Consider the following 18,149-nt stretch of genomic DNA (forward strand, 5'->3'; position numbering starts at 1 on the left):
GAGGAATGAGGGCTGGAGGGATGAGCAGTCGGCTCACGAACGGGGCGGAAGGCACGGAGAGGATCAGCCGTTCCCGCCATGCCTCCCCTTCCCTCAGTTCCTCTCCAACACGATCGCAGTCGCCTCGCCGCCGCCGATGCAGATGGCCGCGAGCCCGTAGCGGGCGCCGCGCTCCACCATCGCGTGCAGGAGCGTCGTCAAGATGCGGGCGCCGGAGGCGCCGATGGGGTGGCCGACGGCGACCGAGCCGCCGCGCACGTTGAGCTTCTCGGACGGGATGCCGAGCGCGTCCTGCGCCGCCAGCGCGACGACCGCGAACGCCTCGTTGACCTCGAACAGGTCGATGTCGTCGAGGGTAAGGTTCGCCTTCCCGAGCACCTTGTTGACCGCCTCGATGGGCGCCGTCGTGAACTCCATCGGCGCCTGGCTGTGCTGCGCCGACGCCACGATGCGCGCCATCGGCGTCTTGCCATTCGCCTCCGCCCACTCCTCCGAGGCCACCACCAGCGCGGCGGCGCCGTCGTTGATCGTGCTCGCGTTGGCCGCCGTCACCGTGCCGTCCTTGGTGAAGACGGCCCGGAGCTGGGGGATCTTGTCGAAGTTGGTCTTGGCGGGCTCCTCGTCGGTGTCGACCACCGTGTCGCCCTTGCGGCCCGAGATGGTGACCGGCACGATCTCCTGGGCGAAGGCCCCGTTCTCGACCGATGCCTGGGCGCGCGTGTAGCTCTCGATCGAGAACGCGTCCTGCCGCTCGCGCGGGACGTTGCACGTCACGCCGCACTGGTCCGCCGCGACGCCCATCGCCACACCGTCGTAGGCGTCGCGGAGGCCGTCGTGGAAGAGGCCGTCCACCAGTTCGCCGTTGCCGTAGCCGTAGCCGTAGCGCGCCTTCGGGAGGTAGAACGGCGCCATCGACATGTTCTCCATGCCACCGGCCACGACCACCTCAGCGTCGCCCGCGCGGATCGCCTGGTCGGCCAGCATCACCGCCTTCATGCCACTGCCGCAGACCTTGTTGATGGTCATGCAGGCCACGCTCTGGGGGAGCCCGGCGCCGAGGGCCGCCTGACGGGCCGGGGCCTGTCCCTCCCCCGCCGTGACCACGTTGCCCAGGATCACCTCGTCCACCTGATCTGTCGCCACGCCTGCGCGGTCGAGGGCGCCGGTGATGGCAGTGGCGCCGAGCGAAGGCGCGGGGACGGTCGAGAGCGCGCCGCCGAAGGACCCGACGGGGGTGCGGGCGGCGGAGAGGATGACGGAGGCCATGGGCGGAGGGAGCGAGGGTCTGGAAGCGATTCCGACCAAGCTATCCGACCCCACTCGCTACGGCGTTGACCGGCGGTGAAAAGGAGAGCACGGAGTTGGCAGGCCACACCGCGACGGGGGCGCTCCGGCCCGCCTCGGCACCGAGGCGGGGTAGGTGGGGACAGCCGAGCGCCTGCCCCTACGTCCGCGTCGTGGCCTACCGCTCGGGACCCGCTACAGGCTCGAAGCGCTCGTGCGCGATCCGCCCGGCGCGCGGGGCCTCGTTGCGAAGCTCGCTGCGGTCGTCCATGAGGCGCTGCAGCCGCCGACGGCGCCCCAGAAACTGCGCGATCCCGGACGGGGTCGGCAGGTAGTGGACGTAGCAGAGAAAGGCGTACACCACCGCGGTGCCACCCAGGAACGTCAGCGAGGCGCCCTTCCAGTCCATCTGCGTCATCGCCAGCGCGCCCAGGGCCAGGAAGGCGCCGAAGAGGTACAGCGTCACCGCCGCCCGGCGGGTCGACATCTGCGCCTGGAGCCGGTGGTGGATGTGGTCGCGGTCCGGGAAGAAGAGCGGCTTGCCCGTCATCTTCCGGCGCAGGATGGACACGCCCGTGTCGAGCACCGGGATGCCCATCACCACGGCCGGGATCACGAGCGCCAGCACCGGGTGCGGGTGGGAGGTCCCCCGGAGCGCGTACGCGGCGAGGACGTAGCCCAGGAACAGGCTCCCGCTGTCGCCCATGAAGATGGAGGCGGGCGCGAAGTTGTACCGCAGGAAGCCGATCAGCGCGCCGCAGACGGCGGCCACCAGCACCAGCGCCCCGAGGTCGCCGCCGAGCGCGTGGACGCCCGCCAGCCCCAGGAACGCCACCGTCACGACGCCTGCCGCGAGGCCGTCCATCCCGTCGATCAGGTTGACGGCGTTCATCATGCCCACCATCCAGACGACCGTCAGCACGGCCGAGACGGCCAGCGCGAGGGCCCCGTCGCCGAGCGGGCCGTCGAACACCATCACGCGGGCGCCGCCCAGGAAGGCCAGCGCGGTCACGATGAGCTGGGCCGCGAACTTGGTCCGGTGGGAGATCTCCTTGAGGTCGTCCCAGAACCCGACCAGCGCGATCACGAGGGCGCCGAGGACGACGAGTTTGTCCGGCACGGTCAGGATGCCCGAGATGGAGCGCGGCAGTTCGAGACGCGCGAGCGTCATCACCGCGATCCCGACGCAGGCGGCGGCGACGATGGCGATCCCGCCAACGTTGGGGACGGCGCGGTCGTGTACTTTTCGGTCTCCATCGGGGGCATCGATCCACCCCACACGTTCAGCGATCCGCCGGACTGCTGGTACGAACAGCAGCGCAGCGAGCAGGCTCACGAGGAACCCGGCAGCCAAGGCAATCACAGGCATGAAAAAGAAGGCGTGTGGTGGGGCCGGCGCAGATCAGAGAAGGGCGTCAACGCTGGGGCTTAGATACCGCGGGGGCAGTGGAGCCACAAGCCCCCCACCCTTCCTTACGGAAAAGGTCTTGTTGGGGAATCATATCCCCTTGTCTTTTCGGGCCGCCTCCCGCACAGCGCCGCGCAGAGCGGAGTGCCAGTCGGGGGCCTCCGCGAGGCCGAGCAACGGGAGCGACGACGCAAGGTCGAGCTCGACCCGCGTGGGCCGCCTCGCCGCCGTCGGGTAGGCGGAACTCGGGATCGGATCGACGGGGGTGGGCGCCTCTCCCGTCGTCTCGCTGGCAAGGGCCACGACCGCCTCGGCCAGTGCATGCCACGTCGTCACAGGCGACCCGCCGAGGTGAAGGACTCCCCTCCCCCCGGTCCGGGCGAAGCGGGCGGCGGCGAGTGCCCCCCGCGCGACGTCGACCGCGGCGGTCGGGTGGCCCCACTGGTCAGCGACGACGGAGAGCCGGGGACGATCCGCGGCGAGCCGGAGAATCGTGCGCACGAAGTTCGGGGCGTACCCGGAGAACACCCAGGCGGTCCGCAGAACGACCGCACGGCCGCCCGCCGCCAGGACCTCGGCTTCGCCTGCGGCCTTACTCGCCCCATACACGCTGAGCGGCGACACCGGGTCGTCCGGGAGGTATGGTGCCCCCTTCGTGCCGTCGAACACGTAGTCCGTCGAGAGGTGGACGAGCGCGACGCCCGCGGCGGCAGCCTCCTGGGCGACCGTCCGTGCCCCGTCGCGGTTGATGCGGAATGCGAGGTCCGGCTCGGACTCGGCCCGGTCAACGGCCGTGTAGGCCGCGGCATTGACCAGCGCGTCCGGGCGGACCTCGGCCATCACGCGCCGCACCGCCGCCGCGTCCGTGATGTCGAGCGCGGCGCGGTCGACGCCCACCACGTCGGCCTCGCCAGCAGTCCCGAGGCGGACCAGGGCCTGCCCGACCTGCCCGCCCGCGCCGGTGACGAGCACCCTCACGACGAGAACGACGCGACTGGAAGCGCGTCGGCGCCGAGCGCCGCGAGCCGGGGCCATGCGGCGTCCTTGTCGGAGAGCAGGGGCGTGTCGACGGGCCAGGGGATGCCGAGGTCGGGGTCGTCCCAGGCTACCCCGCCCTCATCGCCCGGGTGGTAGACCTCCGTACACTTGTAGAGCACGTCGGCGGTGTCCGAAAGGACACCGAAGCCATGCGCGAAGCCCGGCGGCACCCACAGCTGCCGGTGCGAGGCCTCGTCCAGTTCCACGCCCTCCCACGCGCCGAACGTCGGCGAGCCCGCCCGCAGGTCGACCGCCACGTCCCAGATCCGCCCGCGGACGCACTCGACCAGTTTGCCCTGTGGGTGACGCCGCTGAAAGTGGAGCCCCCGCAGCGTGCCCTGGACCGACCGGCTGTGGTTGTCCTGCACGAACGGCCCCGGGATGCCCGCCTCGGCGTAGCGCCCGGCATGGTAGCGCTCCAGAAAGAAGCCGCGCGCGTCCTCGAACACGCGCGGCTCGATCACGAGCAGGCCGGGGACGGAGGTTTCGCGGACGGTCACAGCGCGGGATGTGGGGAGTCCCTACGCTACGCTCTACGCCCCACGCTCGACGATCCCCGCCTCGGCGAGCGCGGCCAGCACCGCCTCGACGGCGTCCTGGACCGACTGGTCGGCCGTCTTGAGCGTCAGCTCCGGAGCCTCGGGCGCCTCGTAGGGCGCGTCGATGCCGGTCAGGTTGGTGATCTCACCCGCCTGGGCCTTGGCGTAGATCCCCTTCGGGTCGCGCTCCTGCGCCGTCGCCACGTCCACGTCCACGTGGATCTCGATGAACCGGCCCTCCGGCACGAGCGCGCGGACGCGGTCGCGGTCGGTGCGGTACGGCGACACGAACGTGCACAGCGTCACGGCACCGCTCTCGAAGAAGAGCCGCGCCACCTCGCCGATCCGACGGACGTTCTCGCGGCGGTCGCCCGCCGAGAAGCCGAGGTCGCCGTTGAGACCGTGGCGCACCTGGTCCCCGTCGAGCAGCATCGTCTTGATGCCCGCATCGAACAGGCGGCGCTCCACCTCGCGCGCGACCGTCGTCTTGCCCGAGCCCGAGAGGCCGGTGAACCAGAGGACGGCCGCCTGGTGGCCCTGCGCGGCCTCGCGCTCCTCGCGCGGGATGTTGAGCCCCTCCCAGACGACGTTCGGCGACACCTGGCGGGCCTCGCTGGCCGCCGCGGCGTCCGCCGAGCGCTCCAAGCGAGCCGCGCGGCCCGCGATCTCGTCCGGGCTCTGCGCCGCGCCGCGGATCATGCCCGCCGCCACCGTCGCGTTGGAGTACGGGTCGATGAGCACGAACGCGCCCGTCGCCTTGGCCTGCCGGTAGGGGTCGAAGAAGAGCGGCGCCGCGGTCGTCACGCGGACGCGGCCGATCTCGTTGAGCTGCAGCGTGTCGCTGTCCTCGCGGTGCAGCGTGTTCACGTCGACGCGGTAGACGATCTCGTCCACGAAGGCCTTGACCTCGCGCGTCGTGTGGCGCAGGATGTAGTGGCGGTTGGACTGGAGCGGCTCCTCGGCCATCCAGCACATCATCGCCTCGATGCCCGTCTCCACCTCGGGCACGTTCTGGGGGCGGACGAGCATGTCGCCGCGGCTCACGTCGATCTCGTCGGTGAGCGTGAGCACGACCGCCTCACCCGCGCGGGCCTCGTCGAGGTCGCCGTTGAGCGTGGTGATCGACTCGACCGTTGAGCGCGTGCCGGCGGGCAGCGCCAGGATCTCCTCGCCCGGCCGGATGGCGCCCGAGGCGACCGTGCCCGCGAAGCCGCGGAACGTCTGGTCGGGCCGGATCACCGTCTGGACCGGGAAGCGGAAGTCGCGCAGGTTCTTGTCGCCGGTCAGCGAGACGTGCTCCAGGTGGTGGAGCATCGTCGAGCCCTCGTACCAGTCCATGTTCTCGCTCCGGTCGACCACGTTGTCGCCCTTGAGTGCGGAGACCGGAATGAAATCGATGTCGCGCAGATCGAGCTTGCCCGCGAAGGCCGAGAACTCGTCCACGATGGCGTCGAACACCTCCTCGGAGTAGTCGACGAGGTCCATCTTGTTGACGGCCACGACCACGTGCGGGATGCCCAGCAGCGACGCGATGAAGGCGTGGCGCTTGGACTGCGTCTGCACGCCGCGCTTGGCATCGACCAGGATCACCGCGAGGTCGGCCGTGCTCGCGCCGGTGACCATGTTGCGGGTGTACTGGACGTGGCCCGGCGTGTCGGCGATGATGAACTTGCGCCGGGGCGTCGCGAAGTAGCGGTAGGCCACATCGATCGTGATGCCCTGCTCGCGCTCGGCGCGGAGGCCGTCGGTCAGGAGCGCGAGGTTCGGGACCCCGTCGTCGTCCATGCCGCGGTCCTTGGACGCCTCGGCGACGGCCTCCATCTGGTCCTCGAAGATGGACTTCGAGTCGTAGAGGAGACGCCCGATGAGGGTGCTCTTGCCGTCGTCGACGGAGCCCGCGGTGGTGAACCGCAGCAGGTCCATGTCGAGGTAGGCGTCGGAGCCGAAGGCGTCGTCGGTCGTCGCGTCAGGCGTGGTGCCGTTGGTCTGCATCTGTCGTCGTGCGTGGGTCGTGGAACGTGGGTCTCGGAAGTGAGCGTCGCAGCCGGGCCATGCCCTCGCACGACGCCCCACGTCCTCCTAGAAGTAGCCCTGCTTCTTGCGGTCCTCCATGGCGGCCTCGGAGCGCTTGTCGTCGTGGCGCCCGCCGCGCTCGGTGTTGCGCGCCGCCGCAACCTCCTGGATGATCTCGGGGAGCGTCGCCGCGTCGCTCTCGACGGCGCCCGTGCAGGTCGCGTCGCCGATGGTCCGGAAGCGGATCGTCTGGCGCTGGACCACCTCGTGCGCCTGCGGGATCACGAAGTCGGTCACGGCGAGCAGCGTGCCGCGGCGGTCGAACACCTCGCGCTCGTGGGCGAAGTAGAGGTCTGGGATGTCGACGTTCTCCAGCGCGATGTACTGCCAGACGTCCATCTCCGTCCAGTTGGAGAGCGGGAACACCCGGAACGTCTCGCCGACGTTCTTGTGGCCGTTGTAGAGGTTCCAGAGCTCGGGGCGCTGGTTCTTCGGGTCCCACTGCCCGAAGCGGTCGCGGTGGGAGAAGAAGCGCTCCTTGGCGCGGGCCTTCTCCTCGTCGCGGCGCCCGCCGCCGAACGCGGCGTCGTAGCGGTGCTCGTTGAGGGCGTCCAGCAGCGGAACGATCTGGAGGCCATTGCGGCTCGCCTCCGGACCGGTCTCCTCCACCACGCGCCCGCTGTCGATGGCGTCCTGCACGGACGCGACCTCCAGCCGGACGCCCAACTCGGCGACCAGCTTGTCGCGGAAGGCGATCGTCTCGGGGAAGTTGTGCCCGGTGTCCACGTGGAGCAGCGGGAACGGGATCGGACCCGGATGGAACGCCTTGCGGGCGAGGTGGACCATCAGGATCGAGTCCTTGCCGCCGGAGAACAGAAGCACGGGTCGCTCGAACTGAGCGGCGACCTCGCGCATCACGTAGATCGCCTCAGCTTCGAGGGTCCGGAGGTGGGACGTGCGGTAGGCGCGTTCCGTAGCCATAGTCAGGGTGCCAGAATCGGGGGACGGTCAAACTAGTGGACGCCCTGAGACCCTACGGACCTTCCCCGAGACTTGACGCGGCGGCACGGGACGCCCCTGACGCCCCGCTCCGCCTCGGTGCCGAGGCGGGCAGGGTCGGGAGCACGGACGGCGGTGCCGGCTCCTCGATTCCGTCGCCCGCGCGCCCGTCGCGGCGCAGCCGCTACGAGTACACCGCGAACTCGTCGCGCCGGGCGTGCAGGTTGAGCGCGATGGCCAGCATGGCCGTGTTGGCCAGGATCGCCGAGCCGCCGTACGAGATGAACGGCAGCGGGATGCCGATCACCGGCATCAGCCCGATGGTCATGCCCACGTTGATCAAGATGTGGACCAGGAAGATGCCCGTCACCCCGGCGATGAACAGCCGCGGCAGCGCGAAGCCCGCCTGCACGCCGAGCCCCGCCAGCCTCAGAATGAGGAAGGCGAACAGCAGCAACACCGTCATTGTGCCGAGGAAGCCGAACTCCTCGCCGATGACGCAGAAGATGAAGTCGGTCGAGTTCTCGGGGATGTAGGCGCCCTGCGTCTGGGTGCCGTTCGTGAAGCCCTTCCCGAAGACGCCGCCCGAGCCGATGGCCGCCTTCGCCTGGATGACGTGAAAGCCCGCCCCGTAGCGGAACGCCTCCGGGTCGTCGAAGGCCACGAGGCGGTCCACCTGGTGCGGCTCCAGGACCTTGTTGAGCCCGAACCACACCGTGACCCCGATCAGCCCCACACCGACGAACATCAGCACGCCCATCCAGCGCGTCCGCGTCCAGACCACCATGCCGACGGTCGCGCCGACGACGAAGATCGCCGCCCACCACGGGTTCACGATGGCGAGGTAGGACACCACCGCCGGGCCGCCGAACAGCAACGCCATCCACGGCAGCGGCACCAGGCCGCTCCAGAACAGCATCACCGGCACGAGGGCGGCAAACACGAGCCCGGTGCCCGTGTCGTTCTGCGCCACCACGAGCACCATCGGGATGGCCACGATGACGACGAAGACCAGCAGCGTCCGGAAGAAGGCCCAGTTCCAGCCGAACTGCGTCGCCCGCACCTCCTTGCGCGACAGGAAGGCCGTCGCCGCGAGCACCGTGCCCACCTTCGCGATCTCGGCCACCTGCAACCCGAACCCGCCGATGTAGAGCCAGCTCTTGGCGCCGTTGATCTCGCGCCCGAAGGCGAGCGCGGCCACGAGCAACCCGAGGCAGAACACGTACGCCAGCGGCGCCAGCTTGACGATGAACCGCGCCGGCAGCAGCAGGATGATCCCGAGCGCCACCGCCGAGATGCCGAACAGCACGAGCTGCCGGTTGAAGTTCTGCTGCACCGACTCCAGCAAGAACTCCCGCGCCGGCCCGTGGGTCGCGCTGTAGATGGCCGTCAGCCCGATGCTGACGAGTGCCACCCACAGCAGCAGGCTCACCCAGTCGAGGTTCTTGTACCAGGGACGCATTGAGGACGGGAGGACGAGGTGGGAGGTGCGGCGAGGTGCCAGGCGCGAGGACGCACCCTGGACCTCGAACCGTCGCTTAGATGCGGCCGACCGAGCGCTGGGCGCGGACGAACGGGATGAGGGCGTTGCGCTGCGGAGAGGCGATCTGGCCCCGGAAGTACTGTTCGATCATCAGGCTGGCGATGGGCGCCGCCGTCGTCGAGCCGAAGCCCGCGTTCTCGACGATCACGCCGACCGCCACCTGCGGGTCGTCCACAGGCGCGTAGGCGATGAACACCGCGTGGTCCTTGCCGCGCGGGTTCTCGGCCGTGCCCGTCTTGCCGGCCACCAGGATCTCGGCGAAGTCGCCGTAGGCCGGGATCTGCGCCCGCCTCGCGGTGCCTGCGGCCACCACCGCCTCCATGCCCTCGCGGACCACCTGGAAGTTGCGGGGCTCGATCGGGATCTGCTGCGGACGCCGCCGCGAGGGCGTGGTCGTGATGCCGGTCTCGGGGTCGGTCTGCGCCATCACGAGGTGCGGCGTCACCAGCGTCCCTCCGTTGCCGATGGCCGCCGTGTAGCGCGCCAGCTGCAGCGGGCTCGTGCCCATGTTGCCCTGCCCGATGCCGAGGTTGACGGTGTAGCCCGGCCCCCAGCCCGCCGGGAAGACGCGGTCGTAGTAGGACGAGTCCGGGATGAGGCCCGTGTTCTGGTTCGGGATGTCCAGCGGCGCCAGCTGGCCGAAGCCGAACCGGTGCGCCCAGTCGCCCCAGCGGTCGAGGTCCATCCGAATGCCGTTCGGGTGGAGTTCGTTGACGAACGTGTCGTTCATCAGCCGGAAGAAGAACGTGTTGCAGGACACCCGGATGGCGTCGCGCAGCGCGATGTTGCCGTGCGAGCCGCCGTGGCAGCGGTAGAGCCGCCCGAGCACGTAGCCGCCTCCGCAGAACAGCGTCGTGTTCTCGTCGATCATGCCCTCCTGGAGTGCGATGACGCCCATGAACGGCTTCCACGTCGACCCCGGCGGCAGCGCCGTCTGGGTGGCCCGGTTGAAGTCCGGCTGCTCCGGGTTGCGGTAGAGGAAGTCCACCTCGGCCTGCGTGAAGCCGTCGCGGTAGATCGACAGGTCGAAGTCGGGCGCCGACACCATCGAGATGATGCCGCCCGTCTTGGCGTCCATCATCACCGCCCCGCCGCGCTTATTGACGAACAGGCTCTCGGCGAGCGCCTGTACCGTCGCGTCGACGGCCAGCGTGAGCGCGAAGCCGGACTCCGGCGCCACGTCCTGCTCGCCGCCCTCGTAGCGCTCGACCTCCATGCCGTGGACGTTCCGCAACACGAACGCCCGCCCGACGCGCCCGCGCAGCACGGGCTCGTACTCGGCCTCGATGCCCGACTTGCCGATCCGGTCGCCGAGCATGTAGCCCTGCTCGCGCATCTCGTCCAGCTCCTCCTCGCCGATCTCGTTGACGAAGCCGAGCGCATGCGTCAGTCGCGCGTCGCCGTGGTAGCGGCGCTGCTGGTCCTCCCGGAAGTTGACCCCCCGCAGCTGGTACTGGTTTTCCTGGAGACGGGCGAACGTCCAGAACGGCACGTTCTCGAGGAGCACGTCCTCCTGGTAAGCCGACCGCTCGACGATCTTGTCGTACCTGGCCTGCACCTCCTCCAGCGGCAGGCCCGCCAGCTCCGCGATCAGCGGCAGGTCCGCGGTGTCGAAGTAGCGCGGCGCGACCGTCACGCTCATCGTCGTCTCGTTGTCGACCAGCAAGAGGCCGTTGCGGTCGAAGATGTAGCCCCGCGCCGGGCGGACGATCTTGGTCTCGATGGCGTTGCCCGCCGCCTCGGTCTGGTACTGCTCCTTGTCGATGATCTGCATCTGCACGAGCCGCCCCCCCAGGAACACGACGAGCCCGATGACGAGCCCGGTGAAGACGTGGAAGCGAGTGCGCGCGTCGTCGCGGGCGGTCTGGGAGAGGACGGAGGGCATACGGGACCAGTGGGAGCGAGACCGGACGGGGCGATTCGGAGAGCCCTGGGCAGGCGGAGGGTACGAACGCTGCCTCCTCCCGGTTCGTGTCGGCAGACGGGTTCTTCGCGTGCCCCCTGGGACCGTTCGCCAGCTGGCACCCTGCCCCAGGGCCTGCTCAGGGCTAGCCTGAAGAACAGAGCCGTCTGCACCGGGTATGCCCCTCTCGGAAGCTCGTCCACGTGGGCGACCCGTCGGAGGGGCCATCCCCCATGCCCTCCGTGACGTCGACCGGTCCTGGCCCGGCCACCCTTTCCCGCCCCGCTCTCCCATGCGCACGCTCCTGTCACCCGCCGGCCGGTTCCTCCAAGCCCTCCTGGTGGCCGCCCTGCTCGCCGCCCTGACGCCCGCTGCCCAGGCCCAGTACTTCGGCCGCAACAAGGTCCGCTACGACGACTTCGACTTCCGGATCCTCGAGACCGAGCACTTCGACATTTACTACTACGAGGGCATGGACCAGGCCTCGCGCGACGTGGCGCGGATGGCCGAGCGCTGGTACGACCGCCTCTCGACCATCCTGGAGCACGAGTTCGACGAGCGCAAGTCGATCATCCTCTACGCCGACGACGCGGACTTCCGGCAGACCAACATCGCCAACATCGGCGAGGGCACGCAGGGCGTCACGGAGGGCGCCCGCCAGCGCGTCGTGCTGCCGATGGCCGGGACCTACGCCGAGACCGACCACGTGCTCGGCCACGAGCTCGTCCACCAGTTCCAGTACGACCTCTCGCAGCGGGCCGGGCGCTTCGCGCAGTTCGTGCGCCTGCCGCTGTTCGTGATCGAGGGCATGGCCGAGTACTACTCCGTCGGCCGCGAGGACGCTCTCACGTCCATGTGGATGCGCGACGCCTGCCTCCGCGACGACTTCCCGACCATCGGCGAGTTGCAGCGGACCGGCTCCTACAACGAGTACCAGTACGGCCAGCCCTTCTGGGCTTTCGTCGCGGGCACCTACGGCGACCAGGCGGGCGTGCAGCTCTTCCGGTCGGCCCTGGAGATGCCGCTCGACTCGGCCATCGTGGCCGTGACCGGCCTGCCGCAGGAGGCCCTCTCGGAGCGCTGGGAGGCCGCCCTTCGGGAGCAGCTCCTCCCCCCGGCCGCCGGCCGCTCGGTGCCCGGCCCCGAGCGCTCGGCCGACGAGCTGGAGGCCATCGCCGAGCAGCGCCGCGACCGCGCCGAGCGCATCGCCGAGGGCGAGCGCCCGCGCCGCCCGCGCCTCCTCGCCTACCCCGACTCGCTCCCGGCCCTCACCGCGACTCGCCTGCTTGCCCGCGAGCGCGAGACGGGGACCATCAACATCGCCCCGCAGCTCTCTCCCAACGGTCGCTACGTGGCCTACCTGAGTGAGCTCGACCTGTTCGGCATCGACCTCTTCCTCGCCGACGCCGAGACGGGCGAGGTGGTCGCCAAGCTGGAGTCTGCCACGACGGACCCGCACCTGGACGCGCTCCGCTTCATCGAGAGCGCCGGGACCTGGAGCCCCGACGGGCGCCAGTTCGCCTACGTCGTGTTCGCGGGCGGCGACAACGAGATCGCGATCCTCGACGTAGACCGCCGCGACGTGACCCGGCGCCTGACCGTCGAGGGCATCGGCGCCATCAAGGACCCGGCGTGGAGCCCGGACGGCACCCGAATCGCGTTCGCGGGCGTGCGGGGCGGCATCACCGACCTGTACGTGGTCACGCTCGCCACCGGCGAGGTGCAGCAGCTGACCAACGACCGCTTCGCGGACCTCCAGCCCGCCTGGAGCCCCGACGGCACGCAGATCGCCTTCTCGACCGACCGCGGACCGGGCACGGACTTCGTCCGCCTGACCTACTCGCCGATGCAGCTCGCCCTGTACGACGTGGCGACGGGCGGCATCGAGACGCTGGCCGTGTTCGACGACGTCAAGCACATCAACCCGGCCTGGAGCCCGGACGGCACGAGCCTCTACTTCCTCTCCGACCGCGGCGGCTTCAACGACGTCTACCGCCTCGACGTGGCGACGGGCGACGCCTACCAGGTGACGAACCTCGCGACCGGCGTCGCCGGCATCGCGGATCTCTCGCCGGCGCTCTCGGTGGCCCACGAGACGGGAAACCTCGCCTACTCGGTGTTCGAGGGCCAGCGCTACTCGGTCTACCGCACCGACGCGGCCGACGCCGTCGGCACGCTGGTCACCGGCGAGGCCCTCGCCACGGCCGACGTGCTGCCCCCGGCGGACGCCTACAGCCGCTCCATCGTCCAGAACTACATCGCCGACGCCACCGGCGGCCTCCCCGAGGCGACCACCTTCCCGACACGCGGCTACAGCCCAAAGCTGTCGCTCGACTACGTCAGCCAGCCCCAGGTGGGGGTCGGCACGGACCCGTACTACAACTCGGGCTTCGGCATCTCGGGCGGCATCTCGTTCCTGTTCTCGGACCAGCTGAGCGACAACGTGCTCGGCGTGGCCGTCGCGGCGCAGGGCACGCTCAAGGACGTCGGCGGGCAGGCGCTCTACTACAACCGTGGGGGACGCCTGACGTATGGCGCGCTCGCAGGCCACATCCCGTACCTGCAGGTCTTCTACGACCGCCCGCCGCTGTCGAACCCCGATGAGGTGGACCTCTTCGGGATCACGCGCTACTACTACCGGACGTACGTGACGCAGGTCTCCGGCCTGTCCTCGTACCCGCTCAACCAGAGCCAGCGCTTCGAGGCGGAGCTCGGGTACCGCCGCCTCGGCTATGACCTGGAGTACGACGCCTTCGTTCAGACGGAGAGTGGCAACCTGATCCAGGAGCGGCGCCCGGTGGAGGGCTTCTCGCCCGACCCGCTGCACCTCGGGCAGGGTGGCGTCGCCTACGTGGGCGACACGTCGCTGTTCGGCTTCACGTCGCCCATCCGCGGCTCGCGGTACCGCCTCGGGGCGGACCTCGTCTCGGGCTCACTGACGTTCGCTACCGTCACAGCCGACGCCCGGAAGTACGTCTTCGCGCGCCTGCCCGGCCTCCCGCGCCGCGTCCCAGTGACGTTCGCCGCCCGCGCGCTCCACTTCGGCCGCTACGGCGGCGACGCCTCGACGGGACGTCTGAACCCGCTGTTCATCGGCAACCCGCAGCTGGTCCGCGGCTACGGCTCGCGGTCGTTCGACATCCAGTCCACGGCTCAGTTCGACGACTACCTGTCGTCGCTCTTCGGCACCAAGATCGGGGTTGCCTCGGTCGAAGCGCGGCTGCCGCTCCTGGGCGTGCCCCAGCTCGGCCTGATCACGTTCCCGTATCTGCCCACGGAGCTCGTCTTCTTCGCCGACGCGGGCTTCGCGTGGGGCGAGTCGCCGTACTTCGTCGGCTTCAACGAGCAGACGGGGCAGAGCACCGTCTACACGTACGGGCGGTCGTTCGAGAATCAGGAGCCGGTGTTCTCGGCGGGCGTCTCGACGCGCATCAACCTGCTGGGCGCACTCATCATCGAGCCCTACTACGCGCTCCCGTTCTCGCGCTGGGGCGCCGACGGCGACCTCAACAAGGGCCGTGGCGTGTTCGGGTTCAACCTGTCGCCGGGCTGGTAGGAGAACGGGGAAAAGGAAAATGGGAACGGGCAGAGGCTGTAGTCTGAGCCTCTGCCCGTTCCTCGTTCTCCGTGCCTCGTCCCTCCCTGTATTCCCTCCTCCGCCCGCTCCTCTTCCGCCTCGATGCCGAGGCCGCGCACGGCGCGGGGATGCGGGCTGCCCAGCTGGGCCAGCGCGTGCCCGGCGTCGTCCGCACTCTCTTTCCCGCGGCCGATGCGCGGCTGGCGCAGTCGGCGTGGGGCCTGGCGTTCGCCTCGCCGGTGGGGCTGGCGGCCGGGTTCGACAAGAACGCGGCGCTGGTGCCTTTCTGGGCGAGCCTCGGGCTCGGCTTCGCCGAGGTGGGCTCGGTGACCGCCCGGCCGAGCGTGGGCAACCCGACGCCACGCGCCTTCCGCCTCCCCGCCGACCGCGCGCTCGTCAACCGGATGGGCCTCAACAACGAGGGTGCGGCGGCCGTCGCCGCGCGGCTGGCGAGCACCCCGCGTCCGCCCGGCTTCGTGCTCGGCGTCAACGTGGCCAAGACGCACGACCCGACCCTCCTGGGCGATGCGGGCATTGAGGACTTCCGCCAGTCGGTCCGCGCGCTGGCGCCCCAGGCCGACTACCTCGCGCTCAACGTCTCGTGCCCCAACACGGCCGAGGGCAAGACGTTCGAGACCCCCGACGCGCTGGACGCGCTGCTGTCCGCCGTCGTGGAGGAACTGGACAGAGAGCCGCGGGCCGGGGGCAGCGGGTCCGTGGGAACGCCTCCCCTGCTCGTCAAGCTCTCCCCTCCGGCGACCACCGACATCGACGCGGGGATGGTGAACGAACTGGTCCAGATCTGCCTCGGGCACGGCGTGGACGGATTCATCGCGACCAACACGGCATCCGACCGGTCTGGACTCACCACCGAGGCGGGGCGGCTGGAGGCCATCGGGCGGGGCGGGCTGAGCGGACGCCCGCTCGCCGACCGCGCCCTCGCTCTCACGCGCCACCTCTACCGGACGACCGACGGCGCAGTGCCCATCATCGGCGTCGGCGGCATCGACTCGGCCGAGGCGGCCTATGCGCGCGTCCGCGCCGGAGCGACGCTGCTGCAGGTCTACACCGGACTGGTCTACGAGGGGCCGGGGCTGGTCTCGCGCATCCACCGCGGCCTCGTGCGCCTCCTCGACCGCGACGGCCTCGGCACGCTCGCGGATGCGGTGGGAGCAGCGGCTCGCTGAAGCGCCCTACAGTCCCGGCACCGAGACCGGCAGGCGGCCCGTGGCGCGGGCACGGCCGGTGACCACATCGGCGACGGCCGTCGCCGTGCGGAGCGTCTCGTCGTAGGCCACCACCACGCCCGCGGCGTCCGGCACGAGGGCGATCGAATACGGGTTGCCGAGCACCACCAGCACGACCGGTGTGCCCGTCGCCTCGATGGCGTCGATGGCGCGACGCTGGGCAGGCGTCAGGCTGGGCGGACGCCCCTGCTTCACACGGAGGTGCATCGCGACCACCGCCACGTCGGCCCCGCGGGCGGCGGCGACGGCGGCATTCCGCCCCCCGCCGCCGGTCGACACGCGGGCGCGGGCGTCGGGCTCGAGGTCGCGCTCCAGCCGCGTCATCGAGCGGCTCGCGTCGAAGTTGGCCAGTTGAACGAGGGCGACGCGCTGGCCGGGGCGAACCGGCAGCGGACCGGGGCGGACGACCGTGACGGCAGCCCGCGTCAGGGCGTCTGCGAAGCGAGCTCCGCGCACCTCGGTGAGCATCTGGGCGAGGCGGCTCCGGTCGGGCGTCGGCGCCGTGTGAAGGCCCAACCGCGCCTTCGCGAGCAGGATGCGCCGGGCGGAGGCGTCGACCCGCGCGCGCGGCAGGTCGCCCCGCTCGACGGCCTGCACCACGTACTGCATGGCCCGGCGCGGCGAGGTCTCGTTGAGCACGATGTCGGCCCCGGCCACCAGCGGCAGCACGGCCCGGTCGCGCGCGGTGTAGCGGTCGCGGACCGCGCCCATGTTCATCGCGTCGGTCGTGATGAGGCCCTCATAGCCGAGGCTGTCGCGCAGCACGTCGGTCAGCGCACGGCGGCTGAAGGTGGCGGGCGTGGCGGTCCGGTCGAGCGCCTGCGCCCACAGGTGCGTCGACATCACGAAGCCGGGCTCGGCGTCCAGCGCGACGCGGAACGGGACCAGTTCGGTGGCCGCCAGCTGCGCCCAGGTGCCAGGGACGGCCGCGAACGCGACGTGCGTGTCGGTGTCCGTGTTGCCGTGGCCGGGGAAGTGCTTCAGCGTCGCCAGGACGCCGTGCGCCTGCGCGCCGCGCACGTAGGCCGCCGCCAGTTCGCCGACGCGCTGCGGGTCCTCCCCGAACGAGCGCGTGTTGATGATCGGGTTCGCCGGGTTGTTGTTGACGTCGGCGACGGGCGCGAAGAGCACGTTCACGCCAGTCGCCCGCGCCTCCAGCGCCGTGACGGCCCCGCCCACCTCGGCGAGCGCTTCGGAGTCGGCCGCGCCGTAGGCCATCGCGCCGGGCAGTTCGGTGAAGTTGGACCGCGCCGTGCCCACGCCCCACTCGTAGTCGGCCGTGACGAAGAGCGGCACCTCCGCGCGGCGCCCGAGGCGGGCGACGACGGCGCGCACCTCCTGCGGCAGCGTCCGCCGGTTGACGTGGAACCCGCCGATGCCCATCCGCGCCAGCCCGTCGGGGTCGCGCACGGCACCGAGTTCGACGATGAACAGCTGCGCGACGCGTTGCTCCAGCGACATCCCGGCCAGCGTGGCGTCGGCCCAGGCAGCGGCGGCGGCTTCGGACAGGCCGGCCGGCGCCTCGAAACCCGCGTAGGGCGCCAGCAGGGAATCCACCTGGGCGCGCTCCTGCGCGGCGCGCAGCGAGTCGTCGTCGATGAAGGCCGCAGCGGACGGCACGGCCGACTCCTCGGCGGGTCCAGAGGTCCAGCCGACGGCGCCTACCAGGCCGGCGGCGAGGGCAAGCAGGAGGGCGAGAGCGAGGCGCATGGCGTGGTGGGAGGCCGGGTATCTTGACGGCAGGTCGGCGTCGCCGACCGGGCCCGGTGCCCCGTTCCCGTTCTGGACGCCCGATGATAGACCGTCTCCGAGGCGAGTGGCAAGGATTCCGCGCCGCCGTCGCCGGCCTCTCCCCCAACGCGCGCCGCGCCGCGGTCGTGCTCCTCGCCGCGACGGTCCTCGTCCTGTTCCACCTCCAGGTGGGCGGGCGGCGGTTCTACACGGGCACGCTCGACAACGTCCTGGGCTTCGAGGACCCGGCGTTCGGCTCGTGGGCGTGGTGGTTCGGGATGCAGGGCGTGCTGGGCTTCGTCGTCCCCGCACTCATCCTGGTGGTCGGCTTCCGGTGGACGCCTCGCCAGGCAGGTCTCGGCCTTGGCGACTGGAAGCTGGCGACCGGGATCGCGCTGGCCTACCTCCCCCTGGTGATCGTCGGCACGTGGGTGCTGTCCGACGGCGCGGCCTTCCAGATGCAGTATCCGCACTTCTACGGCGCCAAGGAGAGCTGGACCATCTTCCTGGCCTACGAGGCGCTGTTCCTGTTCTACTGGATCGGGTGGGAGTACCTGTGGCGCGGCTTCGTGCTGTTCGGGACGGCGCCCGCGCTGGGCGCGCCGCTGGCCATCGTGGTGCAGACGGTGCCGTTCGCCATCCTGCACGCGCAGAAGCCCGCCGCCGAGGCCTACCTGTCGGTGCTCGGAGGGCTCGCGCTCGGCGCGCTCGTGTGGCGCTGCCGGAGCTTCTGGATCGCGGTCCCGATCCACGCCGCGCAGATGCTGGCGCTGGACCTGTTCGCTACCCTCCGCGCGCGGACAGGCGCCACGGGCATCGGCCTCGACGCGCTGATGGAGGCCCTCCGCGGACTCGGGTGATCGCTTT

At 70.8% G+C, this 18,149-nt stretch carries 12 protein-coding genes; 3 read left to right on the forward strand and 9 right to left on the reverse strand.

Going from position 1 to position 18,149, the window contains the following annotated elements:
• Window positions 1-93 precede the first annotated feature (93 nt).
• The 8 genes from B1759_RS06315 to mrdA form a co-directional block, all read right to left on the reverse strand.
• Complete coding sequence (locus B1759_RS06315) at window positions 94-1,266, reverse strand: thiolase family protein (RefSeq protein WP_095514172.1); 1,173 nt, start codon at window positions 1,264-1,266, stop codon at window positions 94-96.
• 196 nt (window positions 1,267-1,462) lie between these two features.
• Window positions 1,463-2,653 carry an MraY family glycosyltransferase gene (locus B1759_RS06320; protein WP_095514173.1) on the reverse strand — a complete coding sequence of 397 codons (1,191 nt, stop codon included), beginning with the start codon at window positions 2,651-2,653 and terminating at the stop codon, window positions 1,463-1,465.
• A 129-nt stretch (window positions 2,654-2,782) separates the two neighbouring features.
• Window positions 2,783-3,670, reverse strand: a complete 888-nt coding sequence (rfbD, locus tag B1759_RS06325; protein ID WP_158225149.1) for a dTDP-4-dehydrorhamnose reductase — start codon at window positions 3,668-3,670, stop codon at window positions 2,783-2,785.
• On the reverse strand, window positions 3,667-4,230 hold the full coding sequence (gene rfbC, locus B1759_RS06330; protein WP_095514175.1) for a dTDP-4-dehydrorhamnose 3,5-epimerase: 564 nt from the start codon (window positions 4,228-4,230) through the stop codon (window positions 3,667-3,669). The genes rfbD and rfbC overlap by 4 nt, the downstream gene beginning before the upstream one ends.
• A gap of 33 nt (window positions 4,231-4,263) precedes the next feature.
• A complete protein-coding gene (cysN, locus tag B1759_RS06335; protein ID WP_095515073.1) occupies window positions 4,264-6,192 on the reverse strand; it encodes a sulfate adenylyltransferase subunit CysN in 1,929 nt (642 codons plus the stop codon).
• A 156-nt stretch (window positions 6,193-6,348) separates the two neighbouring features.
• On the reverse strand, window positions 6,349-7,263 hold the full coding sequence (gene cysD, locus B1759_RS06340) for a sulfate adenylyltransferase subunit CysD (protein WP_095514176.1): 915 nt from the start codon (window positions 7,261-7,263) through the stop codon (window positions 6,349-6,351).
• A gap of 202 nt (window positions 7,264-7,465) precedes the next feature.
• Window positions 7,466-8,743, reverse strand: a complete 1,278-nt coding sequence (locus B1759_RS06345) for an FtsW/RodA/SpoVE family cell cycle protein (protein WP_095514177.1) — start codon at window positions 8,741-8,743, stop codon at window positions 7,466-7,468.
• Window positions 8,744-8,819: 76 nt separating this feature from the next.
• Window positions 8,820-10,709 carry a penicillin-binding protein 2 gene (gene mrdA, locus B1759_RS06350; RefSeq protein ID WP_095514178.1) on the reverse strand — a complete coding sequence of 630 codons (1,890 nt, stop codon included), beginning with the start codon at window positions 10,707-10,709 and terminating at the stop codon, window positions 8,820-8,822.
• Window positions 10,710-11,019: 310 nt separating this feature from the next.
• Between mrdA and B1759_RS06355 the strand changes: the two genes are divergently transcribed.
• Together B1759_RS06355 and B1759_RS06360 are read left to right on the forward strand one after the other, a co-directional pair.
• The gene (locus B1759_RS06355; protein ID WP_095514179.1) at window positions 11,020-14,283 is read left to right on the forward strand and encodes a BamA/TamA family outer membrane protein; all 3,264 of its coding nucleotides are present in this window, start codon (window positions 11,020-11,022) and stop codon (window positions 14,281-14,283) included.
• 71 nt (window positions 14,284-14,354) lie between these two features.
• Window positions 14,355-15,491, forward strand: a complete 1,137-nt coding sequence (locus B1759_RS06360) for a quinone-dependent dihydroorotate dehydrogenase (protein ID WP_198948773.1) — start codon at window positions 14,355-14,357, stop codon at window positions 15,489-15,491.
• Between the two features lie 6 nt (window positions 15,492-15,497).
• Here B1759_RS06360 and B1759_RS06365 read toward each other — a convergent pair whose 3' ends face one another.
• Window positions 15,498-17,261: a glycoside hydrolase family 3 protein gene (locus tag B1759_RS06365; protein ID WP_095514180.1), complete on the reverse strand. Its 1,764-nt coding sequence runs from the start codon at window positions 17,259-17,261 to the stop codon at window positions 15,498-15,500.
• 83 nt (window positions 17,262-17,344) lie between these two features.
• Between B1759_RS06365 and B1759_RS06370 the strand changes: the two genes are divergently transcribed.
• Entirely contained in the window at window positions 17,345-18,142 is a 798-nt protein-coding gene (locus tag B1759_RS06370; RefSeq protein ID WP_095514181.1) for a CPBP family intramembrane glutamic endopeptidase, read from the forward strand.
• Window positions 18,143-18,149: the final 7 nt, after the last annotated feature.

Source organism: Rubrivirga sp. SAORIC476 (assembly GCF_002283555.1).
GTDB lineage: Bacteria > Bacteroidota > Rhodothermia > Rhodothermales > Rubricoccaceae > Rubrivirga.

Coding starts and splice junctions, on each gene's coding strand:
- cysD (WP_095514176.1), bottom strand. CDS start 7,263: ATGGCTACGGAACGCGCCTACCGCACGTCCCACCTCCGGACCCTCGAA.
- B1759_RS06365 (WP_095514180.1), bottom strand. CDS start 17,261: ATGCGCCTCGCTCTCGCCCTCCTGCTTGCCCTCGCCGCCGGCCTGGTA.
- B1759_RS06355 (WP_095514179.1), top strand. CDS start 11,020: ATGCGCACGCTCCTGTCACCCGCCGGCCGGTTCCTCCAAGCCCTCCTG.
- B1759_RS06315 (WP_095514172.1), bottom strand. CDS start 1,266: ATGGCCTCCGTCATCCTCTCCGCCGCCCGCACCCCCGTCGGGTCCTTC.
- B1759_RS06320 (WP_095514173.1), bottom strand. CDS start 2,653: ATGCCTGTGATTGCCTTGGCTGCCGGGTTCCTCGTGAGCCTGCTCGCT.
- cysN (WP_095515073.1), bottom strand. CDS start 6,192: ATGGACCTGCTGCGGTTCACCACCGCGGGCTCCGTCGACGACGGCAAG.
- mrdA (WP_095514178.1), bottom strand. CDS start 10,709: ATGCCCTCCGTCCTCTCCCAGACCGCCCGCGACGACGCGCGCACTCGC.
- B1759_RS06370 (WP_095514181.1), top strand. CDS start 17,345: ATGATAGACCGTCTCCGAGGCGAGTGGCAAGGATTCCGCGCCGCCGTC.
- B1759_RS06345 (WP_095514177.1), bottom strand. CDS start 8,743: ATGCGTCCCTGGTACAAGAACCTCGACTGGGTGAGCCTGCTGCTGTGG.